The 25,964-nt window shown below is 73.4% G+C and carries 23 protein-coding genes; 10 read left to right on the plus strand and 13 right to left on the minus strand.

Translation table 11 applies throughout. The features are described from left to right. Positions 1-29: 29 nt before the first annotated feature. Positions 30-248, minus strand: a complete 219-nt coding sequence (locus tag IE332_RS04565) for a hypothetical protein (RefSeq protein ID WP_444542933.1) — start codon at positions 246-248, stop codon at positions 30-32. Between the two features lie 153 nt (positions 249-401). Here IE332_RS04565 and IE332_RS04570 point away from each other — a divergent pair, with 153 nt between their 5' ends. Beyond that, entirely contained in the window at positions 402-953 is a 552-nt protein-coding gene (locus tag IE332_RS04570) for a DUF1990 domain-containing protein (RefSeq protein WP_189913775.1), read from the plus strand. Between the two features lie 87 nt (positions 954-1,040). Here IE332_RS04570 and IE332_RS04575 read toward each other — a convergent pair whose 3' ends face one another. Both IE332_RS04575 and IE332_RS04580 read right to left on the minus strand, forming a co-directional pair. After that, complete coding sequence (locus tag IE332_RS04575; protein ID WP_189913776.1) at positions 1,041-1,487, minus strand: YjbQ family protein; 447 nt, start codon at positions 1,485-1,487, stop codon at positions 1,041-1,043. A gap of 232 nt (positions 1,488-1,719) precedes the next feature. Then, positions 1,720-1,986: a hypothetical protein gene (locus IE332_RS04580; protein ID WP_189913777.1), complete on the minus strand. Its 267-nt coding sequence runs from the start codon at positions 1,984-1,986 to the stop codon at positions 1,720-1,722. An 867-nt stretch (positions 1,987-2,853) separates the two neighbouring features. Between IE332_RS04580 and IE332_RS04585 the strand changes: the two genes are divergently transcribed. Further along, positions 2,854-5,055, plus strand: a complete 2,202-nt coding sequence (locus IE332_RS04585; protein ID WP_189913778.1) for a bifunctional glycosyltransferase/CDP-glycerol:glycerophosphate glycerophosphotransferase — start codon at positions 2,854-2,856, stop codon at positions 5,053-5,055. Positions 5,056-5,192: 137 nt separating this feature from the next. Here the strand turns inward: IE332_RS04585 and IE332_RS04590 are convergent, their stop codons facing one another. Then, a complete protein-coding gene (locus IE332_RS04590; RefSeq protein WP_189913779.1) occupies positions 5,193-5,405 on the minus strand; it encodes an EF-hand domain-containing protein in 213 nt (70 codons plus the stop codon). A gap of 176 nt (positions 5,406-5,581) precedes the next feature. Between IE332_RS04590 and IE332_RS04595 the strand changes: the two genes are divergently transcribed. Continuing rightward, positions 5,582-6,250 carry a lysophospholipid acyltransferase family protein gene (locus IE332_RS04595; protein WP_189913780.1) on the plus strand — a complete coding sequence of 223 codons (669 nt, stop codon included), beginning with the start codon at positions 5,582-5,584 and terminating at the stop codon, positions 6,248-6,250. 86 nt (positions 6,251-6,336) lie between these two features. Here the strand turns inward: IE332_RS04595 and IE332_RS04600 are convergent, their stop codons facing one another. Then, positions 6,337-8,169, minus strand: a complete 1,833-nt coding sequence (locus tag IE332_RS04600) for an ABC transporter ATP-binding protein (protein WP_189913781.1) — start codon at positions 8,167-8,169, stop codon at positions 6,337-6,339. A 171-nt stretch (positions 8,170-8,340) separates the two neighbouring features. Further along, a complete protein-coding gene (locus tag IE332_RS04605; RefSeq protein WP_189913782.1) occupies positions 8,341-9,114 on the minus strand; it encodes an SDR family NAD(P)-dependent oxidoreductase in 774 nt (257 codons plus the stop codon). Between the two features lie 155 nt (positions 9,115-9,269). On the opposite strand from IE332_RS04605, the gene IE332_RS04610 reads away from it, so the two are divergent. The 4 genes from IE332_RS04610 (at position 9,270) to IE332_RS04625 (ending at position 12,237) form a co-directional block, all read left to right on the plus strand. Next, positions 9,270-9,476, plus strand: a complete 207-nt coding sequence (locus IE332_RS04610; RefSeq protein WP_189914141.1) for a hypothetical protein — start codon at positions 9,270-9,272, stop codon at positions 9,474-9,476. Between the two features lie 78 nt (positions 9,477-9,554). Next, positions 9,555-10,268, plus strand: coding sequence for a hypothetical protein (locus IE332_RS04615; protein ID WP_189913783.1), 714 nt, complete (start codon positions 9,555-9,557; stop codon positions 10,266-10,268). Next, complete coding sequence (locus tag IE332_RS04620) at positions 10,265-11,200, plus strand: DUF6895 family protein (RefSeq protein ID WP_189913784.1); 936 nt, start codon at positions 10,265-10,267, stop codon at positions 11,198-11,200. The genes IE332_RS04615 and IE332_RS04620 overlap by 4 nt, the downstream gene beginning before the upstream one ends. Continuing rightward, positions 11,197-12,237 (plus strand): serine hydrolase domain-containing protein, encoded by a 1,041-nt coding sequence (locus tag IE332_RS04625; protein ID WP_189913785.1) that lies wholly within the window; start codon positions 11,197-11,199, stop codon positions 12,235-12,237. The genes IE332_RS04620 and IE332_RS04625 overlap by 4 nt, the downstream gene beginning before the upstream one ends. 17 nt (positions 12,238-12,254) lie before the next feature. On the opposite strand, the gene IE332_RS04630 is transcribed toward IE332_RS04625, so the two are convergent. Continuing rightward, on the minus strand, positions 12,255-12,917 hold the full coding sequence (locus IE332_RS04630) for a LysE family translocator (RefSeq protein ID WP_189913786.1): 663 nt from the start codon (positions 12,915-12,917) through the stop codon (positions 12,255-12,257). Between the two features lie 100 nt (positions 12,918-13,017). Between IE332_RS04630 and IE332_RS04635 the strand changes: the two genes are divergently transcribed. Beyond that, entirely contained in the window at positions 13,018-14,370 is a 1,353-nt protein-coding gene (locus tag IE332_RS04635) for an aminotransferase-like domain-containing protein (protein ID WP_189914089.1), read from the plus strand. Positions 14,371-14,484: 114 nt separating this feature from the next. Here IE332_RS04635 and IE332_RS04640 read toward each other — a convergent pair whose 3' ends face one another. From IE332_RS04640 to IE332_RS04650, 3 genes are read right to left on the minus strand one after another with little or no spacing between them, the layout of a single operon-like run. After that, on the minus strand, positions 14,485-15,390 hold the full coding sequence (locus tag IE332_RS04640) for an SDR family oxidoreductase (RefSeq protein ID WP_189913787.1): 906 nt from the start codon (positions 15,388-15,390) through the stop codon (positions 14,485-14,487). Then, positions 15,387-16,418 carry an alpha/beta fold hydrolase gene (locus tag IE332_RS04645; protein ID WP_189913788.1) on the minus strand — a complete coding sequence of 344 codons (1,032 nt, stop codon included), beginning with the start codon at positions 16,416-16,418 and terminating at the stop codon, positions 15,387-15,389. Before IE332_RS04645 ends, IE332_RS04640 begins: the two co-directional genes overlap by 4 nt. Then, positions 16,415-17,938 carry a flavin-containing monooxygenase gene (locus IE332_RS04650; protein ID WP_373313679.1) on the minus strand — a complete coding sequence of 508 codons (1,524 nt, stop codon included), beginning with the start codon at positions 17,936-17,938 and terminating at the stop codon, positions 16,415-16,417. Before IE332_RS04650 ends, IE332_RS04645 begins: the two co-directional genes overlap by 4 nt. 283 nt (positions 17,939-18,221) lie before the next feature. Here IE332_RS04650 and IE332_RS04655 point away from each other — a divergent pair, with 283 nt between their 5' ends. Further along, complete coding sequence (locus IE332_RS04655) at positions 18,222-19,010, plus strand: MerR family transcriptional regulator (protein ID WP_189913790.1); 789 nt, start codon at positions 18,222-18,224, stop codon at positions 19,008-19,010. A gap of 256 nt (positions 19,011-19,266) precedes the next feature. Continuing rightward, positions 19,267-20,244 (plus strand): ABC transporter substrate-binding protein, encoded by a 978-nt coding sequence (locus IE332_RS04660; RefSeq protein WP_189913791.1) that lies wholly within the window; start codon positions 19,267-19,269, stop codon positions 20,242-20,244. Positions 20,245-20,355: 111 nt separating this feature from the next. Here the strand turns inward: IE332_RS04660 and IE332_RS04665 are convergent, their stop codons facing one another. From IE332_RS04665 to IE332_RS04675, 3 genes are all read right to left on the minus strand, one after another. Continuing rightward, positions 20,356-21,309 carry a CPBP family intramembrane glutamic endopeptidase gene (locus IE332_RS04665; RefSeq protein ID WP_229928297.1) on the minus strand — a complete coding sequence of 318 codons (954 nt, stop codon included), beginning with the start codon at positions 21,307-21,309 and terminating at the stop codon, positions 20,356-20,358. Positions 21,310-21,596: 287 nt separating this feature from the next. Beyond that, complete coding sequence (locus IE332_RS04670; RefSeq protein WP_229928298.1) at positions 21,597-23,237, minus strand: M4 family metallopeptidase; 1,641 nt, start codon at positions 23,235-23,237, stop codon at positions 21,597-21,599. A 508-nt stretch (positions 23,238-23,745) separates the two neighbouring features. Next, positions 23,746-25,917: a serine/threonine-protein kinase gene (locus IE332_RS04675; RefSeq protein ID WP_189913793.1), complete on the minus strand. Its 2,172-nt coding sequence runs from the start codon at positions 25,915-25,917 to the stop codon at positions 23,746-23,748. Positions 25,918-25,964 lie beyond the last annotated feature (47 nt).

Raw genomic sequence — 25,964 nt, forward strand, 5'->3', positions numbered from 1 at the left:
GTCGGCCGCGGAGGGGTAGCAGAGGGGTATCAGCCCGAGCAGGCGATCCGCTGCGCCTGCTGCCAGGCGCACACCGGGCAGAGCGTGCTGCCCGGCTGGTCGGCGGGCAGCTCGGTCGGCTCGCCGCACAGCACGCAGTCGGCGAGCGGCCCGGTCGCCGCGGGATCGTGCCGCAGCGCCGCCTCGGCGCCGCCCTCGGAGGCGAGTTCGGAGGCGAGCTCGCAGACCGCGGTGGACTCGTTCGTCATGCTGTCGCTCATGCCGCCTTCCTACTCCGCCGCTCCGCCCCACCGCAAGGCGGTCCCGGCCCGATCCCACCGACCCGCCCGAACCCGGCCGACCCACCGGACCGCACCGACCCGCCGGTCACGCCGTTCCGGCCGACGGCTAGCGTGACCGGCATGGCCACCGACCTGCACCAGCGCCTGCGCGCCGCCCGTACCACCGCCCCCTCGTACCCCGAGGTGGGCGCCACCCGGGGCGGACGGCTGCCGGACGGGTACGCGCACCTGCGGCGGCGGGTGCACCTCGGGCACGGGCCGGAGGTCCTGGAGCGGGCCGGGCGGTACGTGCTGGGCTGGGGCAGCCAGTCGGGCACCGGGTTCGCGGTCTTCCCCGGCGGCCCGGCCCGGGACGGGGAGACGGTGCTGCTGCGGCTGCGCCTGCCCGGGACCCACTGGCCGCGGCTGGTGATCCCCTGCCGGGTGGTGTGGACGGTGGACGAGCCGGACCGGATCGGCTTCGCGTACGGCACGCTGCCCGGGCACCCCGAGTGCGGTGAGGAGGCGTTCCTGGTCTCGATGGACGCCGAGGGGGAGGTGTGGTTCGAGGTCACCGCGTTCTCCCGGCTGTCCGCCTGGTACGCGCGCCTGGGCCGGCCCGTCGCACTGCTCTGCCAGTACCTGGCGATCGAGCGCTACCTCGTGGCGGTGTCCGCGCACGTCGGCCGGTAGCCGGGAGCCAGGAGCCGGTACGTCGGCAACCGGCAACCGGCGGGCACCGCCGCGCACCGGCGGAGCAGCGCACCCGCCCGGCCGGGATCAGCCCAGGAACGACAGCCGGACGGTACGCCGCGGATTGTCCCCGTTGGTGTCGACCAGCACCACGGACTGCCAGACGCCGAGCGCGAGTTGTCCGCCGAGCACCGGCAGGGTGGCGTGTGGGGCGACCAGTCCGGGCACCACGTGGTCCCGGCCGTGCCCGGGGCTGCCGTGCCGGTGGCGCCAGCGGTCGTCGGCCGGGAGCAGCTCGCGCAGGGTGGCGAGGAGGTCGTCGTCGCTGCCGGAGCCGGTCTCCAGGACGGCGATCCCGGCGGTGGCGTGCGGGACGAAGACGTTGAGCAGGCCGTCGCGCCCGGCGGCGCGCTCGTCGAGGAACGCGGCGCAGCGGTCGGTGATGTCGAGGGCGACCTCGCGGCTGCCGGTGGTGATCTCGAAGGTGGTGGTCTGGAACCGGTCGGTCGGGCTCGAGTGGTTGTTGTCCGCCATGGCGCCATCCTGGCCCAGCTCAGGGGGCTCGGCGTACTGCCTCGCCGACTCGGCCTGCCAAGGAGGCGAACTCGCATAGGGTGCAAGGTTCGGACCACGGCGCGGGGCCCGGGACCGCCTCCGCCACGGCGTCCGCCCGGACACGCCAATGACCCGGCGGACCGGACGGTCCACCGGGTCTGCTCCCGACCAGGACGGGACGACGACTGACGACGACCGGGGCGAGCAGCCCCTAGCCGCGCCCGCCGAAGAGGCTGCGCCGCAGCCGACGCAGCGGCGTCAGCAGCGAGATCCTGGTGTGGCGACGACGGGTCGTCGGGACCTCGGCGCCGCGCGGCGTCAGCTCCCTTATCAGCCCGAGCGCCTCGGCGGTTTCCACCGCCGAGAGTGCGGGCGCGCCGAGCACGGCCAGGTGTCGCTCGATCCGGCGGCCGGTCGTGCCGACACCGCACTGGATCGCCGGCACACGGGGCCGAGTCCGCACTTGCATGTGTTCCATCAGTTTTCCCACCCCTACGAGGCGCCAGGGCCGTGAGGCGAAGACTATCCGTGACAGACGGCCTTCGCGCAACCGTCCTGGTGTTGTGCCACCGTACCGTGCGGCGTCAACTGACGATGCACCAGGGGCCACCCGGCCGAATCACGACTAGGCATCAATGATGGTGCACGACCCGCCATCCGTCAGCAGGGCCAGGAGGTGCGGGCCCGGCGCCCGCCCGCGCGGCACGCGCCCGGCGCACGGGGGCGCTGCGGCGGCGTCCGGCCCGGCAGCGGCCGGGGCGCCCGCGCACACCCCGGCGAGCCCCTCCCCGAGGACCCGTACAGAGGCCCGCGCGGACGACCCATATAGGGGACAGCCGCCAGATCGACAAAGTGATCTTCGAGCCCGGCCCGAGGGCGCCCCCGCTCCCACCCGGCTCCGGCCCGAGTCCGGATGACTTCATGAAGTGAACACATTCGAGGGATTGACTCCCGCCAAAGCTCCAAGCAATATCTGATTGCACCCGCCAGTGCCCGCACCGCACCAGGCGTGTGTTCGATTGATGAAGAATGATGGAAGGACTCCGGCTCCCGCGAGCCACTGCCCGGCCGCCTCGACGCTGCGGTGGCCAGGCTCGCGCGGTGCCCGGACAGGCGGCCGGCCGTAGAGGGTCGGCCGGGCCGCCACCTGACTGCCGGTGCCGCCCCGCGAGGGGCCCGGCACCGGCGGTTCCGGGTCCACGCCGGTTTCCCCGCTTCCCCCGCCTCCTCCGGTCCTCCCCGCGGCGAAGCCCCGGAGCCCTCCGGAAGCGACCGCAGCCCCTCGAGGCCCCCGGACCGGACGTCCGCGCAGGTCGCACCTGGTGGATCGGTAGACTCGGCCAGCGTGTCCCTCCTCCTCAGCATCGTGCTCCCGGTCCACGGCGTGGAGCGGTATCTGCCCCGCTGCCTCGACTCGATCCTCGGCGACACCCCCGCCCTGGAGTCCCGCTTCGAGGTCATCGCGGTCGACGACCTCTCCCCCGACGGCTCCGGCGCGATCCTGGACGCCTACGCGGCCCGCGACCCCCGGCTGCGGGTGATGCACCTCACCGAGAACCAGGGCCTCGGCGGCGCCCGCACCGCCGCCCTGCCGCAGGCCCGCGGCCAGTACGTGTGGTTCCTCGACAGCGACGACTGGGTGCCGGAGCGGACCGTCAGCGTCGTCCTCGACGAGCTGGCGCAGGAGCGCCGCCGCGAGACCCCCGCCGACGTGCTGATCACCGACTTCACCCACGTCTATCCGGACGGCGGGACGGAGTCCAACCCCTGGCGGCACGTGCTGACCGGCTCCCCCCTGGTCGAGGGCTGCACCCTGGCCGAGCACCCCGCGCTGTTCCAGACCGTGATGTCGGTCTGGAACAAGGTGTTCCGCAGGGACTTCCTGGACGGCCTCGGCGTCTCCTTCGGCCGCGGCTACTACGAGGACATCTCGGTCACCTACCCCGCGCTGCTGGCCGCCGAGCGGCTGCGCTACCTCGACCGCCCCTGCTACAACTACCGGCGCGGCCGGGACGGCGCGATCACCGCCACCGCGTCCCCCAAGCACGCCGACGTCTTCGCCCAGTACGACGCGATCTTCGCCTTCCTGGACCGCCCGGACCGTCCCGGCCGGCCCGTCCCGGAGTCGCTGCGCACCCTGGTCTTCGACCGGACCGTCCGCCAGGCCCTCAACGTCTACGACACCCCCGGGCTGGTCCCCGCCGACCGGCGCCGGGAGTTCTTCCAGCGGATCGCCCGGCACTTCGACCGCCACCGCCCGGCCGGCTACCGCTATCCCGGCGGGGTGCGCGGCGTGCAGTACCGGCTGGCCGCGCGCGGCGCCCGGATCGCCTACGCCGAGCTGCGCCGCACCGGACGGCTGCCGCGCGAACTCAAGCGCGGGGCACGGGCGGTGGCGCCCGCGGTGAAGAAGGGGATGCGCAGCGGCGCCCGGTTCACCGCGTACAACGCCTTCCGCCGGCTGCCGCTGGACGAGCACCTGGCGGTCTACGCCGCGTACTGGCACCGGGGTTACGCGTGCAGCCCGGCGGCGATCTACGAGAAGGCGAAGGAGCTCGCGCCGCGGATCCGGGGCGTCTGGGTGGTGGAGAACCGCCGGCAGGCCGCCACGCTGCCGCCCGGGGTGCCGTACGTGATCGTCAACACCCCCGCGTACCTCAGGACGATGGCGACCGCCAAGTACTTCGTCAACAACGTCAACTTCCCGCGCACGATGGTCAAGCGGCCCGGCTCGGTGCACGTCCAGACGCAGCACGGCACCCCGCTCAAGGCCATGGGCATGGACCTGCGCGACCGCCCCGCGGCGGCGGAGGGGATGGATTTCGACCTGCTCCAGGAGGCCATCGACCGCTGGGACTTCCTGGTCTCCCCCAACCCGCACACCAGCGAGCACTTCGCCCGGGCCTTCCCCGGCCGGTACGAGATGCTGGACACCGGCTACCCGCGCAACGACCGGCTGGCCGACGCCACCCCGGCCGAGGTGCGGGCGGTGCGCGAGCGGCTGGGGCTGCGGCCGGGGACGCGGGCCGTGCTGTACGCGCCGACCCACCGCGGCGGCAAGGGCGGCTACGTGCCGCTGCTGGAGGTGACCGAGCTGGCCCGGCGGCTGGGCCCCGACTTCACCCTGCTGGTGCGCACGCACTACTTCCACACCGGCGGGCCGGGCGACCTGACGGCCGACGGGGAGGCGGCGGCGATCGTCGACGTCTCCGCGCACCCGACCGTCGAGGACCTCTACCTCGCGGCGGACGTGCTGGTGACGGACTACTCGTCGATGATGTTCGACTACGCGGTGCTGGACCGGCCGGTGGTGATCTTCGCGCCGGACTGGGAGGAGTACCAGCAGGAGCGCGGCGTCTACTTCGACCTGTTCGCGGAGCCGCCGGGCGCGGTCACCGAGACCGCGGACGAGCTGGCGCGGGCGCTGCTGGCCGGCGATCCGGCGCCGGGGGCGCGAGCGCGGTTCCGGGCCAAGTTCTGCGTCTGGGACGACGGCGGGGCGGCGGAGCGGGTGGTGCGCCGGGTGTTCCCGGTGGAGCAGCCGTAGCAGCCGAAGGGGTTCTCCCCAGGGGCTCCACCGGGGCTCTCCTGAAACTTTCCGGACGGGCCTCCGGGTGAGCCTCCGGGTGAGCCTCCGGACGGGGCCGGTGCCGCCGGTACGGCGACCGGCCCCGTCGGCGCGGCTCAGCGCCGGCGGGCGGCCAGGAACTCCTCGAAGGTCAGGACGCCGTCGTGGTTGGTGTCCATGTTGTGGATCAGCGCCTCGGCCATCGAGATGGTGACGCCGTGGTCGCCCATCTCGTTGGCCGCCAGCGCGTACTCGGCCGCGGTGATCTTGCCGTCGCCGTCCTCGTCGTAACGGTCGAACATGGCCTTGATCGCCTCGGTGCTCTCCATCGTGCCCTCCTGGGTACTGCGGGGTGTTGCTCTGTTCGGACGGCGGTACCCTACCCGGCCGTGGTGTTCGCCACGGTGGGCGGGAGTGGACGGGCGCGGGGGTGGGTGTCGTAGTCTGCGGATCTGATCGCGGGCCCGGGCACCTCCCGGGCGGTTGTTCGTCCAGGGAGGGAATCGTGCTCGACCTCGTCACCAAGCTGGTGCTGAAACCGGTTTCGCGGGGAATCTGGCGGCCGGTCATCGAGGGGGTCGAGAACGTTCCGCGCAAGGGCGGGGTGATCCTGGCCAGCAACCACCTGTCGTTCATCGACAGCGTGGTGATCCCGCTGACCGCCCCGCGCCGGGTCCACTTCCTCGCCAAGGCCGAGTACTTCACCGGCACCGGGCTCAAGGGCAAGCTCTCCAAGGACTTCTTCGAGGCGATCGGCGCGGTTCCGGTCGAGCGCGGCACCTACCGTTCCGCTCAGGCCTCGCTGGAGTCGGCGCTGGAGATCCTGGAGGACGGCAAGGCCTTCGGCATCTACCCCGAGGGCACCCGCTCCCTGGACGGCCGCCTCTACCGGGGCAAGACGGGCGTCGCCTGGCTCGCGCTGACCGCGGGCGTGCCGGTGGTGCCGGTGGCGCTGGAGGGCCCGGAGCAGATCCTGCCGGTGGGCAAGCGGGTGCCGCGGCTCAAGAAGGTGACGGTCCGCTTCGGCGAGCCGCTGCACTTCGACGAGCTGCACGGGCAGGCCCGCTCGCTGAAGGCCCGTCGACAGGTCACCGACGAGGTGATGGCGGCGATCCAGCGGCTCTCCGGCCAGGAGGTCGCCGAGAGCTACAACGAGGCGCCGAAGGCGGCCTGACCGCGGGACGGGCCCGGCCGCGGCCGTAGGTCATCGAGCCCGGCCGCACGTCGGGCCCGACCACAGGAGGAACCCGGCCCGCCGGTTCAGACGTGCCCGAGGGCGGCCTCCGGCAGGGCGGCCGCCTCCGGTGCCTCCCGGCGCAGCAGGGCCGCGTACCGGCCGTCCAGTTCCACCAGCTCCTCGTGGGTGCCGAGTTCGACCACCTCGCCGCGGTCCAGGACGGCGATCTGGTCGGCGGCGCGGACGGTGGAGAGCCGGTGCGCGATGGTGATGGTGGTCCGGCCGGCGGCCAGGGTGTCCACGGCCTGCTGGACGGCGCGTTCGGTGCGGTTGTCGAGCGCGCTGGTGGCCTCGTCGAGGATGAGCACCGGCGGGTTGCGCAGGATCGTCCGGGCGAGCGCCAGGCGCTGCTTCTCGCCGCCGGAGAAGCGGTAGCCGCGCTCGCCGACCAGGGTGTCGTAGCCGTCCGGCAGGGCGGCGATGGTGTCGTGGATCTGCGCGGCCCGGGCGGCCTCGACCAGTTCGGCGTGGTCGGCGCCGGGCTTGGCGAAGCGCAGGTTCTCGGCGACCGAGGCGTGGAAGAGGTAGGTCTCCTGGGAGACCACGCCGACCGCGCGGGCCAGGGTGTCGAAGGAGAGCGCGCGCACGTCGACGCCGTCCAGGGTGACCCTGCCGCCGGTGACGTCGTACAGCCGCGGGACGAGGTAGCTGAGGGTGGTCTTGCCCGAGCCCGTCTCGCCGACCACGGCCAGCGAGCTCCCGGCCGGGACGACGAGGCCGACGCCGGCGAGGGTCGGGCGCTCCTGCGTGGGGTCGTAGCGGAAGTCGACGCCCTCGAAGCGGACCTCGCCGCGGATGTCGGTGAGGGTGACCGGGTCGGCCGGCTCGGCGATCTCCACCGGCAGGTCGAGGTACTCGAAGATGCGCTGGAAGAGCGCGAGTGAGGTCTGCACGTCCACGCCGGTGGACAGCAGGCTGACAGTGGGGCGGAACAGGCCCAGCTGGAGGGTGACGAAGGCGATCAGGGTGCCGGTCGAGACGATCGGCGCGCCGGCGGCGGAGGTCAGCCCGGCCGCCCAGTAGATCAGCGCGGGCATCGCGGCCATCACGATCTGGATGGTGTTCATCCGCCAGCGCCCGGCCATGCTGGCCCGGACCTCCAGGTCGGCGAGCTGGTCGGACTGCTCGGTGAACTCGCGGGCGAGCGAGTCGGAGCGGCCCATGGTGCGGCCGAGCAGGATGCCGCTGACCGAGAGCGACTCCTGGACGGCCGAGCTCATCGCGGCCAGCTGCTTCTGCCGCTCGGTGGTGATCTTCTTGCGCTCCTGGCCGACCCGGCGGCTGATCCAGACGAACAGCGGGAGCAGGACCAGGGAGATGACGGTGAGCCGCCAGTCGAGGGCGACCATGGCCACCACGGAGGCGACCACCGCGGTGAGGTTGGAGACCAGGCTGGTCGCGGTGGAGGTCACCGTGGACTGCATGCCGCCGATGTCGTTGGCGATCCGGGACTGCACCTCGCCGGTGCGGGTGCGGGTGAAGAAGGCGAGCGACTGCCGCTGCAGGTGCCCGTAGACGGCGGTGCGCAGGTCGTGCATCACGCGCTGGCCGACGGTGGTGGAGATCAGCGTCTGCAGGACGTTGAAGACGCTGTTCACCACGGCGGTGAGGATCATCCCGAGCGCGAGCAGGCTGAGCAGCCCGGTGCGGCCCTGCGGGATGGCGGTGTCCAGGACGGCCTTCAGCAGGAACGGCGAGACGACCGAGACCACGGCGGACGCGGCGACCAGCAGCCCGACCACGCCGAGGCGGCCGCGGTACGGGCGGAAGAGCGCGAGGATGCGCCGCCACTCGGCGGGCGGGCGGGGCTCGCCCTCGACGCGCTCGGGCGGGGTCCAGCTGATGGCGGGCCTCAAGTACGGGCCTCCCGGGGTAGGGCGCGCCCAGGTACGGGGCCTGGCGCGGATGCGGGTACGGCGACCGGGCGGACGCCAGCATAGCGAGAGTAGCTCATAGTTAGGCAAGCTAATAGTGAGGGTGGCCCTATTCCCTCGCCGGAAGCCGCCTCCGCCCGGCCGCCGGGCGCCTCAGTTCGTCCGGTACGAGCGCGCCGCCTTGGAGGACACGCCCCCGAGCTTGCCGGACGGCAGCAGCCTGGCGATCGCCACCGCGAGCTTGTACCGCTTGCTCGGCACCGACAACGAGCGCCCGCGGGCCAGGTCGCGCATCGCCTCGTCCACCACCCGCTCGGCGGAGAGCCACGACCAGGCCGGGATGTTGCCGGTGCCCATGCCCGCCCGCTCGTGGAACTCGGTCCGGGTGAAGCCCGGGCAGAGCGCCATCATCCGCACGCCCGTACCCCCGAGGTCGCGCAGCACACCCTGGGTGAAGCTGACCACCCAGGCCTTGCTCGCCCCGTACGTGCCGCGCGGCAGGAAGGCCGCCACCGAGGCGACGTTGACGATCGCGCCCCGCCCGCGCTCGCGCATCCCCGGCAGCGCGGCCGTGGTCAGCCGCAGGATCGCCTCGATGTGCACCTTCAGCATGTCCAGCTCGTCCTGCAGCGGGACTGCCCCGAAGGCGCCCTTGTTGCCGAAGCCGGCGTTGTTGACCAGGAGGTCGACCGGGCGGGCGGAGTCGGCGAGCCGGGCCTCCACGGCCCCGATGCCGTCGTCGGTCGCGAGGTCGGCGGCCAGCACCTCCGTCTCGACTCCGTACTTCGTGTGCAGGTCCTCGGCGGCGCGCTCCAGGCGGGCGGCGTCCCGCGCCACCAGGACGAGCTGGTAGCCGCTGCGGGCGAGCCGGCGGGCGAAGGCGGCTCCGATGCCGGCGGTCGCGCCGGTGATCATGGCTGTGGTCATGCCCCTGACCGTACCGACTCGCCGCAGTCGAGCCCACACCGAGTGCAACGTCCCAGCTCACGGGGTTGCGGATGCAGCCGTTAGATCGTGCTCGTAGTGTCGGACAGGGGCATCGTCCGACCGGACGATGACATCCAGACGAGGAGGCACAACTGATGCTTACTCAGTTCCGGACCGAAACCGCCTCGGCGTCACGCAGCGCGACGTCGACCGAGGCCGACACCCTAGCCAGCCTGATGGTGGAGGACGAGGCCGTCGTGTCCGACGCGCCCACGTACCTGCCCGAGGCCGCTGGTGGCCTGCTGCTGCTCGGGCTGCTCCTGCTGTCCCCGAAGGGGCCGAAGGAGAAGCCGACCCGGTAGCGAGCGCACCACCGCGAGGCCCCGCACCCACGGGGCCCCGCGCCCACGCCCGACCTCCTGAAGGAGGACCTCACCACCATGCCATTCGCCGAGACCCCTCTCCGTGACGAGTACGCCGCGGCGGTCGAGCGGGTGGCGGGCCGGACCCTCGACGCCCTCCGGGGCGGCGGGGGTGCGGCCGCGCTCGCGGACCCCGACACCGCCGTGCCCCGCCCGCTGCTGGCCGCGGTGCGCGTGCTCGGCGCGGACCTCTTCGCCCCGCACCTACTCACCGGAACCGAGCCCGACGGCCCCACCGCCGCGCTGCTCGCCGAGGCCCGCCGGGTCTTCCCCACCCCTGCGGCGGCCACTCCCGAGGCGGCGCTCGCGATCGCCTGGCAGGACTGGGCCGCCGGACAGGTGCTCGCCCGCACGCCGTACGCGGACACCGCCTCCGCACCCACGCCCGCCGCGCCTCCCGGGCCGGCCGAACTGGGCTGGCAGCTCTGGTCGGTCCGGATGTCGCAACTGTCCGCGCTCGCACTGCCCGGACTGGACGGACCGGTCCACGACGCCGCCCGTACGGACACCCTCGGCCTCGCCCGGGGCACCGTCCGCTCCATGCTCCGACGCGACTTCACCACCGCCGTCCGACTGGCCCGCTGGCTCGCCTGGGCCGGAGCCGAGGACCGGCCACCGCGACTGGAGGTGGCGCCGATCCTGGAGCGGATCCACCTCGTCGGCATCGGCGCCGTCCGCACCCGACTCGAACTCGTCGTCGCCGAGCGCCTGTTGGAGGGCACGCCGAAATGACCGACACCCAGGTGCTCGCCACCGCCCAACAGCTCGGCACCCGCGCGATGTCCTGGCTGCACGCCTGCTACCAGGGCGGCTGGGGCAGGCTCGCGGACAACACCATCATCGACCTCGCCGAACCGAACGACGTCTACAAGCCGCTCTGCGAGGCCGCGATGGCCTCCTCCCTGGTGCTGCGCGACGGCGTCGCCGGGCCGCAGGACGCCCGTGCCGCGCGCGACATGCTCGACGGCGCCTGGGAACAGCTGCGCGGCGGCGACATGCTGTACGAGCGCCAACTGCGGCACGTCACCGTCACCGACCCCCTGGAGACGTACGCCCACTTCGCCCGGGTCGGCTACCGGCACGCCGCGTTGGAGGAACTGCTCGAATCGATCAGCCGGCTGCGGGCCGTACACGCCGTCGAGATCCAGGGCAGCCGACAGCTCGCGGTGGCGAACGCCCGACGGGTCATCGGGCTCAGCCACCGGCCGGACTGGGCCGAACTCGCCGCCCGCACCTGGCTCGGCGCGCTCCCCGAACCCTGGACCATCGCCTGGTCGATCGCCTACCAGGTCACCCACACCGTCTTCCACCTCACCGACTGGGGCGCCCGGCCCCAGGACCTGCCCGAGCCGATGCGCGACTACCTGCGCGCGTGGCTGCCGGTCTGGCTGGACATCTGGATCGAGATCGGCCAGTGGGACCTCGTCGGCGAGCTGCTGATCGTCGACGCGTGCATCGGCGAGCCCGCCCTCGGGAGCTCCGGCTGGGAGGCCCTGGCCGCGGTACAGCGGGAGGACGGCCTGGTCCCGCGGGACGCCGAACCGATCGAGGACGACGAGGAGTCGGCGATCCGGGCACACGAACACACCGCCGTGGTGGCGGTCGTGGCCGCCACGGTCACGCTCTCCCGGGCGCTCAACGGCGCCGGCCCCGCCGCCGGATGAACGAGCTCGACAGGGCCGCCCGGGCCGCGGTCCGGGCGGCCGAACCGTACGCGACCGCCGTCACGGTGGCCGTGCTGCACCAGGGAAGGGAGCAGGTCCGGTGCAGCGGGCACCTCGGGCACGAACGGTCGGCCCCGTGCACACCGGACACCGTCTTCGAACTCGGCTCGGTCAGCAAGACGTTCACCGCCCTGCTGCTCGCCGGGATGGCGGCGGGCGGCGAACTCGCCCTCGCCGACCCGGTGCAGAGCCACCTGCCGCCCGACTGGCGCCCGGCGACAGCGCGTTCGACCGAGCCGATCCGACTGCTGCACCTGGCCACCCACACCTCCGGGCTCCCCCGGCTGCCACCCGGGCTGCTCGCGAGCGCTGTCCCGAACTGGGCCGGCAATCCCTACGCCGCCTTCGGCGACGACCGGTTGCGCACCGCCCTGGCCCGAACCACCGTACGGTTCAGGCCCGGTACCCGATACCGGTACTCCAACTACGGGGTCGGACTGCTCGGCCGGGCACTCGCCGAGACCGGCGGACTGCCGTACGGGCAGCTGCTCGCCGAACGCGTCTGCCGACCACTGGAGCTCACCGCCACCGGCTGCTCCCCGGACGCACCGGACCGGGCGATCGGATACCGGCGCGGGCGGGCCCTGCCGCCCTGGAGCATCCCCGGACTGCCCGGGGCGGGAGCGGTCCGGTCGAGCGGCGCCGACCTCCTGCGATTCCTCCGCGCACACCTCGACGGACCACGACCCGGCTGCGGGGGAAGCGCGTTGAAGGAAGCCCTGGACGAGGTGCAGCGGGCGCGGCTGCGACGGCCGCACTCCTCGGACGAGCTGTGCCTGGTGTGGAACCGCCGCCACTCGGGCGGGCGCGACCTGTACTTCCACACCGGTGGGACCCGGGGGTTCACCGCTTTCGTGGGGTTCTCCCCGGAGTCGGCGACCGCGGTCGCGGCGCTCGCCAACACCGGACCGACGCTCGACGGGCGGTTCGTGCAGGCCGGGTACGAGCTGCTGCGGACCGTCGCCCGGGGCGGCTAGGACCCGCCGGATAGGCCCTAGACGGTGACGGCTTTGGCGCGGTCGGCGGCGATGCGCACGGCCAGGCCCGCGAGGACGGTGCCCATCAGGTAGCGCTGGACGCGCAGCCAGGCCGGGCGGCGGTTGAGGAACTCGGCGATGCTGCCCGCGCTCATCGCGATCAGGCCGTTGACGGTGACCGCGATCGCGATCTGGACCAGGCCCAGCAGCAGGCTCTGCAGGGCGACGTGGCCACGCTCCGGCGCCACGAACTGGGGCAGCAGCGAGATGTACATGATGGCGATCTTGGGGTTGAGCAGGCAGGTCAGGAACCCCATCGCGAACAGCCGGCGCGGCGGGTCCGGCGGCAGCTGCTGCGGGGCGAACACCGCCGTGCCGCCCGGCTTGACCGCCTTCCAGGCCAGCCAGAGCAGGTAGCCGGCGCCGGCCAGCTTGATCGCGGTGTAGAGCGCGGGCACCACCGAGAACACCGCCGCCACCCCCGCCGTGACCGCGACGAGGTAGACCAGGAAGCCGGCCCCGACCCCGAGCAGCGAGATCAGCCCGGCGCGCCGGCCCTGCGCGATCGAGCGGGAGACCAGGTAGATCATGTTGGGCCCCGGGGAGAGCACCATGCCCAGGGCCACCGCGGCTATGCCGAGCACGGCGTGGCCGTCCACGGCGGATGTCAACGCGTTCATGCGAGGAGGCTAGGACGGGCGAGCGGCTCGATGCAATGATGACTTTGCACTCGGTGCAATGTGCGAGCCGAGGTACGACACGACGGAGGGCCCGGCACCGATGGACGACTACCGCCTGATCGCCGACCAGGTCGCCGCCGACATCGCGGACGGACGGCTGCGACCCGGCCAGCAGCTGCCCACCCAGCGCGCCTTCGCCCGCAGCCGCGGCATCGCCGCCTCCACGGCGGGCCGGGTCTACCGGGAACTGGTCCGCCGCGGGCTCACCGTCGGGGAGGTCGGGCGCGGCACCTTCGTCCGGGCCGGGCACCGGACCGACGGCGGACGGGTCCCACTCGCCGAACCGGCTGTCGCGCCCGTGGACCTGGAGCTCAACTACCCCACCGTCCCCGGACAGGCCGAACTGCTGGCGGGCGGCCTGGCACCGCTGCTGCGCGCCGACGCGCTCGGGGACGCGCTGCGGCCGGTCGGCGCGGCCGGGACGGGCGCGGCCCGGCGGGCCTTCGCGGCTCTGCTCTCGACCGGCGCCTGGGAAGTCGACGGCCCGGAGCTGCTGTTCGCGGGCAACGGCCGGCAGGCCGTCGCGGGGGCGCTCTCCGCACTGGTCCCGCCCGGGAAGCGGCTGGGGGTCGAGGAGCTCACCTATCCGGTGGTCAAGGCGGTGGCCGAGCGGCTGGGCATCCGGCTGGTACCGCTCGCCGTCGACGAGCACGGGCTGCTGCCGGACGCCGTCGCCGCCGCCCACCGGGCCGCCCCGCTGCGCGCCGTGTACGTGCAGCCGCGACTGCAGAACCCGCTCGGGGTGAGCCTGCCGCACGAGCGGGCGGTGGCCCTCGCGGCGGAGCTGCGACGGCTCGACCTGCCGGCGGTCGAGGACGCCATCTGGTCCTTCCTGCGGCCCGAAGCGGCGCCGCTGGCCGCGCTCGTACCCGAGCGGACCGTCCTCGTGGACAGCCTCTCCAAGCGGCTGGCCCCCGGCCTGACCACCGGGTTCGCGGTCGTCCCGGCCGGGCTGCGCGAGGGGGTGGCGGGCGCCCTGCGCTCGGGCGGGTGGGCGCCGAGCGGCTTCGCGCTGGAGGCGGCGGTGCGCTGGATCGGGGACGGCACGCTGGCCACGGTCGAGGCGGCGAAGCGGGCCGACGCGACGGCCCGGCAGCTGCTGGCGCGCGAGGCGCTGGCGGGGCAGCGGCTGCGGGCCGACCCCTGCTCGTACTACCTGTGGTGGGAGCTGCCGGGGGCCTGGCGGGCGGAGACCTTCGTCGCGGCGGCGGCGCGCGCCGGGATCTCGCTCACACCGGCGACGGCGTTCGCCGTGGACCCCCGGCGCTCGCCGTCGGCCGTCCGGGTCGGGCTGGCCTCTCCGCCGCTGCCGGTGCTGGCGCGGGCACTGGAGGTGCTGGGGCGGATCGCGGCGGGGGCGCCGGGAGGCGGGAGGCGGGCGGCCTACGGATGACAGGTAACAGCCGACAGATTTCAGATGACAGATAACAGATTTTGAAGTCTGTCAGCTGTCATCTGTTACCCGTGATCCGTCGGCTGTCCGCCATCCGCCGTCGCCCGGCGACCCTCAGCCGGTCGAGCCCTTGCGGCTCCCCCGGGTGGCCGTGTCCGCCGCGCCTCCGGCGCCGACGGCGCGCAGGCGACTCGCGGCGGTGGCGGCCAGCTGGGGGGCGAGCTTGGCGACGTCACGGGAGCCGACCACCGCGATCAGGCTCGGCAGCAGCCAGCGGACCGGCTGCATGCCCCGCACCCAGGCCTGGGCGTAGACGTGGGCGGACCGGCGGGCGATCCCCGCCACGATCCGGTCCACCGCCGGCTCCAGCGGGTACGTCTTGTTCGCCGGCCACGGCAGCCGGGACCGCATCTGCTTCAGCACGGTGTCCTCGTCGGCGCCGCGCACCATGTCGGTGTCGGTCCAACTCAGGTACCCGACACCGACCTTCACGCCCTGGTAGGCGACCTCGGCGCGGAGCGAGTGGGCGAAGGCCTCCACCCCGGACTTGCTGGCGCAGTACGCGCTCATCAGCGGCGCCGGCGTCAGGGCGGCGAGCGAGGCGATCTGCAGCAGGTAGCCCCGGCTCTCGGTGAGCGCCGGCAGGAAGGCCCGCGCGGTGGCGACGCTACCGAGCAGGTTCACCTCGATGACCCGGCTGAACGCCCGGTGGTCGCTGTCCGTCAACGGTCCGCCGATGGCGATCCCGGCGTTGGCGACGACGGTGTCGATCCGCCCGTAGTGGTCCTTGATCCGTGCGGCGGTGTCCTCCAGCGCGTCGAGGTCGGTGACGTCCACCTCCCAGCTGGTGGCGTCCGGGCCGCACTGGGCGGCGACGGCCTTCAGCTCCTCCGGCTCCAGTCCGAGCAGGGCGACCTTGGCCCCGCGCCGAGCGAGCGTGCGGGCCAGCGAGGCCCCGACGCCCCGGGCGGCCCCGGTGACGACAACGACCTGCGCGGACAACGGCGGGACGGCGTTCATGCGACGGTGGTCCTCTCGTCGGTGGAGTCAGCGGAGTCAACGGGGTCAACGGGGTCAACGGGGTCAACGGCGGGGTCCACCACGGAGGGGGCGGACGCGGCCGGGTCGACGGCGGGCGTACCGACCAGGTACGCGGCGGCCATCCGGTGGATCTCCGCGGCGACCTCCACCGGGCGCTCCAGGGGGGACATGTGGCCGACCCCGGACAGCAGCAACAGCCCCTGCGGGTCCTTGAGTTCGGCGACCATCCGGTGCGCGTGCACCGGCGGCGTCAGCCGGTCGTCGGTGCCGACCACGACGGCGGTGGGCGCCGCGAGCCGGGCCAGTCCGGCGCGCACGTCCAGCCGGTCGAGCACCGCGGCCCAGTTGGCGCGGACGCCGGTCGGGCAGGCGTGCACGATCCGGGCCGTCGCCTCCACCTGACCGGCGGGCGAACCCGGCCCCATGGTCGCGTACTTGAGCGCCACCCGGGTGACCCGGGAGACCGGCCCGAGCGGCATCCGGGAGCGCAGCAGCTGCCGGTGCAGGAAGCGGCGCAGGCCCGGGGAGCGTACGCCCGGGGGCAGCACGGTGAGCTCGGCCACCAACTCGGCCGGGCCGGTGGAGATCAGGACGGCCGCGGCGGTGCGCTCGGCGACCTCCGGGCGGCCGCCGGCGGCCATGATGGTCATCCCGCCCATGCTGTGCCCGGCCAGCACGGCCCGCGCCCCCGCCGGGACGGTCCGCCGGAGCACCGCCGACAGGTCCTCGGCGAGCGCCCGGGTCGAGTAGCGCACCCTGCTCGGCGGGATCTCGCTGTGGCCGTGGCCGCGCTGGTCGTAGGCCACCACCCGGTAGCGGTCGGAGAGTTCGCGGATCACGGGGGCCCAGAACGCGGTCGAGCAGGTCCAGCCGTGCGCCAGCACCACGGTGGGCGCGCCCGGCTGGCCGTGCACCTCGACGTGCAGCCGGCTGCCGTCCGCCGATCGGACGCTCAACTCCTCGACCGGCGTGGGGTGTTCGTACTCGGCGGGCAGGTGGACGGTCACGCGGAGACCTCCTGGACGGTACGGGCGGCGGCGGCCGGCGCGGTGCGCATGATCAGCTCGTACTCACCGAGGTCCACCTTGCGGGTGGCCCGGCGGAACGAGGTGGTGGAGCCGGGCCAGAGCACGGTGTTCCGGCCGCTCGGGTCGAGGTACCAGCTGCGGCAGCCGCCGGTGGTCCAGACGGTGCGGTCCATCCGGTGCTGCAGTTCGAGGTTCCACTGCCGCTGGGCGCGCGCGGTCGGCTGCATCGCGGCGGCCCCGATCGAGCCGAGCGTGGTCAACGCGTCGATCATGTAGTTCAGCTGGGACTCGATCATGAGGATCATCGAGCTGTTGCCGAGGCCGGTGTTGGGGCCGATGACGAAGAACAGGTTCGGGAAGCCGCGGACGGTCGAGCCGCGCAGCGCCTCCATGCCGTCCTTCCACTCCTCCGCCAGGCTGGTGCCGTCGACGCCGAACACCCGGGAGCCGATGGGCATGTCGGTGACGTGGAAGCCGGTGCCGAAGACGATGGCGTCCACCTCGTGCTCGCTGCCGTCGGCCGCGACCAGCGTGGAGCCGCGCACCTCGCGCAGGCCGGAGGAGACCACCTCGGTGTTGGCCGCGGCGAGCGCCGGGTAGTAGGTGTTGCTGAGCAGGATGCGCTTGCAGCCGATCCGGTAGTCCGGGGTGAGCTTGGCCCGCAGCGCCGGGTCCGGGACGCCCTGCGCGATGTGGCGTTCGGCGAGCTGCTGGACGAGGCGCAGCAGTCCGGGCCGGCGGACGAAGGCGTCCACCTGGAGCTCCCGGAGGGCGAACAGGGTGCCGCGGCGGATCTTCGCGGTGACCGGCAGGCGGCCGTGCACCCACTTCTCCAGCTGGCTGATCTCGCGGTCGCGGCGCGGCAGGACCCAGGCCGGGGTGCGCTGGAAGACGGTGAGCTTGCCGACCTCGGGCTGGATCGACGGGATGATCTGGGCGGCGGAGGCGCCGGTGCCGACCATGGCGACGCGCTTGCCGGCCAGGTCGTAGTCGTGGTCCCAGCGGGAGGAGTGGAAGACCTTGCCGGGGAAGCCGCTGAGGCCGGGCAGGTCGGGGATCTGCGGGTCGGCGAGCGGCCCGGCGGCGGAGACGACGGCGTCGGCGGTCCACTGGCCGGCCGAGGTGGTGATCCGCCAGCGGGTCTCGTCGCCCTCCCAACGGGCCTCCAGCACCTCGGCGTTGAAGCGCAGGTGGGGGCGGAGACCGAAGACGGTGGCGACCTTCTCCAGGTAGGCGCGGATGTCCGGCTGGCCGGAGAAGCTGCGCGGCCACTCGGCGTTGGGCGCGAAGGAGAAGGAGTAGAGGTGCGAGGGCACGTCGCAGGCGCAGCCGGGGTAGCTGTTGTCGCGCCAGGTGCCGCCGACGGAGTCCGCGCGTTCGAGGACCACGAAGTCGGTGATCCCGGCACGGCGCAGCCGGACCGCGGCGCCGAGGCCGCCGAAGCCGGAGCCGATCACCGCCACCCGGACGTGCGGAACGGCCTGGGCCGCCTCGGTCACGTCGGCCGCCTCGGCCTCGCCGGTAGCGGCGGCGGTGGCACCGGCGGCGGCGGAAGCCTCGGACGAACCGGACGCGCCGGAGCGGGGGCGCTTGCTGCTGGATGCCATGCGGCCTCCTCCTGAGGGTGGGGCGGTGATCGTCGCGCTCTCCGGGGTCTACCCCCGGGACCCTGTTCAATCGCGCCAGTAATCACTGGCACGGTTGGCAGGGTAGTCCTTGCTGACACCGGATGGAAGAAGCCGGACGGACCCGGTTCCGGCGGCCTTCCCGGCCGACGGACCTATGCTGATCGCCGTGGACAAGGTCAGAGCTGCCGCGGGCGACAGAAAACGCGAGTACCGGGTGGAGGAACTGGCCGAAGCGGCCGGCATCACCACCCGCACCCTGCGCTTCTACCGCGAACGCAAACTGCTCCAGCCGCCCCGCAAGGAGGGCCGGATCGCCTGGTACGGCGAGGAGCACCTGTCCCGGCTGCGGATGATCGGCGAGCTGCTGGAGCGCGGCCACACCCTGGGCGGCATCGCCGAACTGATCGGCGCGGGCGAGAGCGGACGGGACGTCGCGGACCTGATCGGGCTGGAGGCGGCCATCGTCGCGCCCTGGTCGGACGAGACCCCGGTGCGCCTGGACTGGGAGGAACTGAAGGCGGCTTTCGGGGACCAGCTCACCGAGGAGAACACCGCCGAGTCCATCGCCCAGGGCTTCATCACCGTCGAGGACGAAGGGATCACCCACGTCAGCCGCCGCCTGATGGACGCCACCACCGAGCTGGTGGCGGAGGGCGTACCGCTCGCGGCCGTCCTCGACGCCAGCCGGCGCACCCGGGACCACGTGGACGCCATCGCCGAGATCTTCATCGAGGTGGTCACCGCGCACCTGCTCAGCGCCCTCTCCACCGACGCCCCGCTGCCACCCGGCGAGGCGGCCCGGCTCACCGAACGCATCCTGCGGGTGCGGCCGCTGGCCCGGACCGTCGCCGACGCCCAGTTCACCCTCGCGATGGACCGCCGGGTGCACGCCGAGTACGAGGAACTGCTGCGCCAGCGACGGGAGGGCGGTTCCGAGGCGTAGCGGCCGCGCCGACACCGGCGTGGCGGGCGGCGTCGTCAGGCCACGTCGGCGGGTCACATCGGCGGGTCACGTCGGCACGCCCAGGCACGGCGGGGCCACGTCGGCATCCGGGCGCGCGTAGGGGGCGCTCGACTCCTGGGCGTGGCGGGGCAGTTGTGCTTCCGGACGCCTGCGGATCGCCCTGGGTCCAGGCGTAACCGGGCGGGCTCGGGGCAGGGATCCCCGCGCCCCCGCCCGTACCCTGGAGGTGCCGTCGATGCCCAGAACCCTCAGCCGCCGCGCCGCGATCGGCCTCGCCACCGGACTCGCCCCGGGCCTCGCCCTCGCCGCCTGCGGCGCCGACTCGCCCGCCCCGACGGCCGGTTCGCCCGGCGGGGGCGGCACCAGGATGGTCCGGCACGCGCGCGGCGAGAGCACCGTGCCGGCGCGGGCCACCCGGGTGGTGGTGCTGGACACGGACGCGCTGGACTCGGTGCTCACCCTCGGCCTCGCCCCGGTCGGCGCCACCACCGTCAGCGCGGGCGCGCCCTTCCCGGGCTACCTCCCGGCAGAACGGCTGACCGGGACCAAGACCGTCGGCACGATCGGCCAGCCCAGTCTGGAGAGCATCGCGGCGCTACGGCCGGACCTCATCCTGAGCAACCAGGTCCGCGACGACAAGCGGTACGACGAGCTGTCCAAGATCGCGCCGACCGTGCTCTCCAAGACCACCGGGCCGACCTGGAAGGAGAACGTCCGGCTGCACGCCGAGGCGCTGGGCCGCCAGGCCGAGGCGGAGGCGGCGGACGCGGCGTACCGGACGAGGCTGCGGGACCTGGTGACGGCGCTCGGCGGACCGGCCAAGGCCGCCGCGACCAGGGTCGAGATGGCTCGCTTCCTGGCGGGCGCGCCGACCCGGCTGTACCTCAACGACACCTTCGTCGGCTCGCTGTTCAAGGACCTCGGACTCGGCCGGCCCGCCAACCAGGACAAGCCCGGCTTCTCGATGGAGATCAGCCCGGAGCAGGTGGACCAGGCGGCGGCCGACGTCATCTTCTACTCGCTGTACGGGGACGCGGCCAAGTCCGACCAGGGGAAGATCACTGAGGGCGCGCTGTGGAAGAACCTGGACGCCGTCCGCAACGGGCGGGTGTTCCGGGTGGACGACAACCTGTGGATGCTCGGCATCGGGTACACCGGGGCCGGCCTGGTCCTGGACGAGATCCGCAAGGACCTGGTGCCGGCGGGCGGGTGACGGATGACAACGGACGGCCGACAGATAACAGATGACAGCTGACAGATTTCAACATCTGTCAGCTGTCATCTGTCGACTGTCATCTGTTCGCCCGCGCGCCCACCTCGCCCGCTACCCCCGGCCGTACCGGGACGGTCGCAGCCGGCCGGTGAACGCCAGGAAGGCCACGAAGGCGCCGAGGACGATCCAGCCGGGCCAGCCGCCGAGCCCCATGGTGAGCGGGTCCAACTCGGCGTCCGGGTCGGCGAACTCCTTGACCGTCGAGACGCTCATGCTGCTCGCGAAGGTGTGCGCCAGTACGGCCGGGACCACCGATCCCGAGCGCAGCCTCAGCCAGGTGAAGACCGGCAGGACGAGCACGCAGCTGACCACGAACGCGGGCACCGCCACGTACCAGGGCCGTCCCGGGTACTGGCCGCCCATCAACAGCGGCGGCAGGTGCCAGAGCGCGAAGGCCGTCCCGGTGAGCAGGTACGCCCGGACCAGGGTTGCCGTACCGGCCTCGGCGCCACCGCCGAGCCGTACCAGCCGGGGGAAGAGGAAGCCCTGCCAGCCGAGCTCCTCGCCGAAGAAGAGCGGCAGCGAGAGCGCCATCCCGATCACGCCCCGCACCGCCCAGGCAACGACCGCCCCCGCGTCCAGCGCGCCGAATCCGGCGAACGGATAACTGCCCGCCAGGGCGCCGACCGCCAGCACCGCCGCCGTCAGCCCGCCGAGCACCCCGAGCGGCAGCAGGCAGGCCCGGACGGCGCGGGTCCGCGGCCGGGGCCAGTGCAGCGCGAGGGCGTCCCGCACCCCGCCTCCCCCACCCCCGTCCACATCGTCGCCGCGGCCGCGCTCCACGAAGCGGACCACGAACAGGGCCGCCAGCGCCGGGGCGAACATCGCGGCACCGATGCACAGTTGCTCGAGCCCGCCGACCTCCTCCCGGGCGTCGGCCCGCTGGTACCCGTCGGCGAGCAACGGCGCCATGGCCGCCCACATCCCGGCGTAGGCGAGGACCAGGTAGACCAACAGGCCGCGCCGACGGCCCGCGCTCGGCGGGGTTGAAGTCAGTAACGTCATGCCGAGGACGCTACGGACCCGAAGGATGCCCGGGAACCAAGTGCACTGCCGGTCCGAGGGGTTGTCGACTACCGGGCGGATGGTCCAGTTTTCTGGGTGTCGGCGACGGGTCGTGGATGCTAACGCGGATTCTGACATGGCGTCAGACAGAAAGCAGCGACAGGGGCGACGGTGGTCCGCACACCGTCGCCCCTACCGCTTGCACCTTGGCGCCTGCACCTTCGCGCCTGCACAACGGCCGTTCGCACCCTGGGCCGTCGCTCGCGTCCCTTCCCGCTAGCTCCGGGTCAGTTGACGTTCACCGCCGTCCAGGTGGCGGCGACCGCGTTGTACTCCGCGCTGTCCGAGCCGTACAGGTCCGCCGCCGCGCTGAGGGTGCCCGCACGGGCGCCCGCGTAGTCGGTGGTGGAGGTGAAGTACGTGGTCAGCGCCTTGTACCAGATCTGCGCGGCCTTGTCCCGGCCGATGCCGGCGAGCGTCGAGTTGTCGTACGTCGGGCTGTTGTAGCTGAACCCGTTGATGCTCTTCGCGCCGCTGCCCTCGGACAGCAGGTAGAAGAAGTGGTTCGCCACGCCGGACGAGTAGTGGACGTCCAGGTTGCCGACGTTGGCGTCCCAGTAGTCGGCGGACTGGCCGTCCTTGCTCGGCTGGTCCATGTAGCGCAGCGGGGTGCCGTCGCCGTTGAGGTTGACCAGTTCGCCGATCCAGTAGTTCGGCGGGTTGGAGGGCAGGTTGGCGTACCACTCGACCATCGTGCCCATGATGTCGGAGGTGGCCTCGTTGAGGCCGCCGGACTCGCCCGAGTAGTTGAGGTTGGCGGTCGCGGCGGTCACGCCGTGGCTCATCTCGTGGCCGGCCACGTCCAGTTCGGTCAGCGGGGCGGCGTCGCCGCTGCCGTCGCCGTACGACATGCAGAAGCAGTCGTCGCTCCAGAACGCGTTGACGTAGTTGGATCCGTAGTGGACCCGGCTCGTGGCGCCGACGCCGTCGTTGCGGATGCCGCTGCGGCCGAAGGTGCTCTTGTAGAAGTCCCAGGTGGCGGCGGCGCCGAACTGGGCGTCCACGGCGGCGGATTCGCGGTTGGCGGCGGTGCCGTCGCCGAAGCTGTTGCTGGTGTTGGCGAACAGCGAGCCGCTGCCCGAGGTGCCGTTCTTCATGTCGGTGGTGGACTGGCCGCCGCGGGTCGCGTCCTTGAGCTGGTACCGCCCGCCGCTCGCGGTGGTGGTCAGCGGCACCTGGCCGACGAAGACGCCCTTGCCGGTGCCGGCCGCGGTCTGCACCTTCTCGTGGGTGGAGAGCACCGCGCCGGTGGCCGCGTCGGTGACCAGGATCTGGCTGCTCGGGGTGCCGTCGGCGCGCACGCCCTCCACGGTGGTGCGGTAGGCGAGGCGGGGGTTGCCGTCGGTGGCCCAGACCACCAGTTGGGCCTCGCCGGTCTGGTGGACGTCGGCCAGCGGCGACTGGTCGGCGTCGACGGTCACGCCGACGGTGGCCTTGACGGCGCCGGTGGCCTGCGCGGCGGCCTGGTCGGCCGGGACCTTCGGGGTCACGCTCGGCAGGGCGATCCGCGCGGAGACGGCCTTGGAGACCGACTTGACCGCGCCGTCGGCCTTCTGGTGGACGACCAGGTCGCCACCGATCACCGGCAGACCGGCGAAGGTGCGCTCGAAACGCAGGTGGCGGGTGCCGTCCTTGTCCAGCACGGCGTCCTTGGCGACCAGTTGCTCCTTGTCGCCGAGGCCGAGCGCCTTGGCGAGCGGGCCGGCCTGGCCGCTCGCCACCGCGAGCACGGTCGCGTGCTGCTGAGCGGCCTGGGCCTGCGGCGAGGGGTCGGAGGAGGCGGCCTGGGCGGCGGTGCTCACCTGGATCACACCGGTCAGCAGGGCGGTGGCCGAGAGTACGGCGACGGCCGCGAGCTTTCGCTTCACGTACGAGTCCTTCCGGGAAACCGCGTGTGGGAGCGGTCGCACCTCGTCCCGGGGGGCCGGGTCGGCACCTGTGGGGCGGGACGGGCGCTGACGTGCTGAGATCCCGTTCAGCCGGGCGGCTCGCCACCAAGGGGTGGGGGTGGTGGCGGCCGCCGGGGGGATGAACAGAAGCATGACAATCCAGCAGATGAATTGACAGGTCTGCTTCAGCAGTTGGCCAGGGCCCGCCAGAAGGTGAAGAGTCTTCAAGTCGCCCGCGAACCGGGGCAATCCGCCCCACCCCGCGAATGGTTTCCGTACGACGCACGCCCGGTCGCCTGCACCGACAGCCGAACGCCCGCCGAACGCGGGTTCGGCGGGCGGGGCCGGTCGATCGTCGATCGACTTTTACAAGTGTGTAGAAGTGTCCACACGGCTCCTCACATCCGGGGTGGCGAGAGTCCGCCGCCCCGGGCCCTTGCCCGCCCACCTGGCCCGTGCTAGCCGGTGGCGGGTCAGAGCGCCGTCGTCACTGGAAGCGCCACTCCTGGGCCGTGTCGCCGGGAGTGCAGGCGACCATGGTGACCGCGTTGCCCGGGCCGTTGCTGGTCATGCAGACCGAGTTCATGTAGTCGGCCAGCGTGTACGAGCCCGCGGTGGAGCCGTTGCGGACGGTCCAACTCGTGAGGAAGCTGTACCCGGTGGTGGCCGTGACCTTCCCGTCCATGGTCTGGACCAGCGCCGGTCCGCCGTTGTTGCAGGCGTTGAAGTGGATCCACGTGCCCGGGTCGGTGGAACGCACCCAGCCGTACTGCGAGGCGCCGCCGAGGATGATCGGGTTGTCACCGTTCAGGCTGTCGTTGCGCATCCCGATCGCGCGGTCGTCCCTCACGCTGACGATGGTCGTCCAGCTGTTGCCGCCGCAGGACGCGGGCCGGCTCGGGCTCTGCGGGGCGGCGGTGGTGCCGCCGCCCGCGGTCTGGGCCGGCGGCTGCGGGTTCTGGTTGACGGGCGGTGCGGGCGGTGCGGGCTGGTTGCCGCCACCCCCGCCCCCGGGCTGGTTCGCCTGGCCGCCCGAGGCCCCGCCGCCGGACCCGCCACCTGACGCGCCGCCGGAGCTCGTGCCCGTGCCGCCGGTCCGGGTGCCGCCCGAGGCGCCGCCGCCGGATCCGCCCTGGGCCGGGACCGGGACGGGGACGGGGGGCTGCTGCTGGTTCTGGGCGCCGGGGACCGGCTGGTCGGGGTTCGGGGTGGCCGCCGGGGTGTCGGTCGGCGGCGGGGTGACGGGCGGGGTGGTGGTCGCGGCCGCCGGGGTGCCGCTGACGGGGCTCGCCGGAACGGTCACCACGACGGTCGACTGGGCGGCGGGGGGCGCAATCGCGTCGGAGCCGCCGGGACTGCGGTCGATCAGCAGGGCGGTGGCGGTGCCCGCCGAGATGATGATGGGGATGATCACCGGCACCAGCAGGGTGCGCCGGGGCCGGCGCGTGCCGGGCTCGGTCTGCGCCTGCGGCCGTACCTTCGCGACCTCGTCCGGTGCGACCTCGTCCGACGCGGCGGCGTCCTTCGACGAAGCGCCGTCGTCGCCCGCGCCGGGAACGACCACGGCCCCGGCCTGCGCACCCTTACCAGTGGTTCCCTCGGCAGCGGCGCCCTTGGTGGCGGCCGGTGTAGCCGCACCTGCCCCGGCCGCCTGCTCCGGCTCCGCCCCTCCCCCGGGCTTGCCCTCGGCCGCCGGCGCCGCGGCCGGCCGGAGGGCGATCGTCCCACTGCCGGCCGCCCCGGGCTTCCCCGCGCCCGCACCGCCCGCCACGCCACCCGCACCGCCCGCCACGCCACCCGGGCCGCCCGCCGCGCCGCCCGGGCCCCCGGCGTGCCTGATCGCCGCCCGGGCCGCCGCCGCCATCGCGGCGGCGTCCGCGAACCGCTCCTCGGGCTTCTTCGCCAGTGCCCGGGCGACCAGCGCCCGGACGGCCACCGGGAAGGTCTCCGGCAGCTCCGGCACCGGCTGGTTGACGTGCTTGAGCGCGATCTGCAGCGGCCCGTCACCGGAGTACGGCGGCTCGCCGACCAGCAGTTCGTAGCAGACCACGCCGATCGAGTAGAGGTCGGTGGCCGGTCCGAGGGCCGAGCCCTCGGCCTGCTCCGGGGACATGTAGAGCGCGGTGCCGATGATCGCGAACGGGGCGGTGAGCTTGGTGCTGGCGAGCGCCCTGGCGATGCCGAAGTCGGTGACGGCCACCCGGCCGTCGGTGCGCAGCATCAGGTTGGACGGCTTGATGTCCCGGTGCACGATGTCCTGCCGGTGCGCGGCGTGCAGCGCGTCCAGGGCGCCGGCCACCAGGTCGAGGGCGCGCGCGACGGTCATCGGGCCGGTGTCCTCCAGGACCCGGTCCAGCGGCCGCCCGTCGATCAGCTCCATGACGATGTAGGCGCAGCGCTCGTCGCCGTCCGCGCCGCTCTCACCGTAGTCGTGGACGTCCACCACACCGGGGTGGTCGATCGCCGCGACCAGCTGGGCCTCCCGGCGGAAGCGCTGGGTCGCGGTGCCGTCCTCGAACAGCTCCGAGCGCAGGATCTTGACCGCCACCTGCCGGGCCAGCACGGTGTCCTCGGCCCGCCAGACCGAGCCCATCGCGCCGCCGCCGATCCGCTCGACCAGCCTGTACCGCCCCCCGAGCACGCTGCCCGCCCCGTTCATTCCCCGGTCCCCCACTGTGTCGTGACCCTCCCCGACGGGTCGTCGGC

Origin of the sequence: Kitasatospora xanthocidica (genome assembly GCF_014656195.1) — a bacterium.
GTDB lineage: Bacteria > Actinomycetota > Actinomycetes > Streptomycetales > Streptomycetaceae > Kitasatospora > Kitasatospora xanthocidica.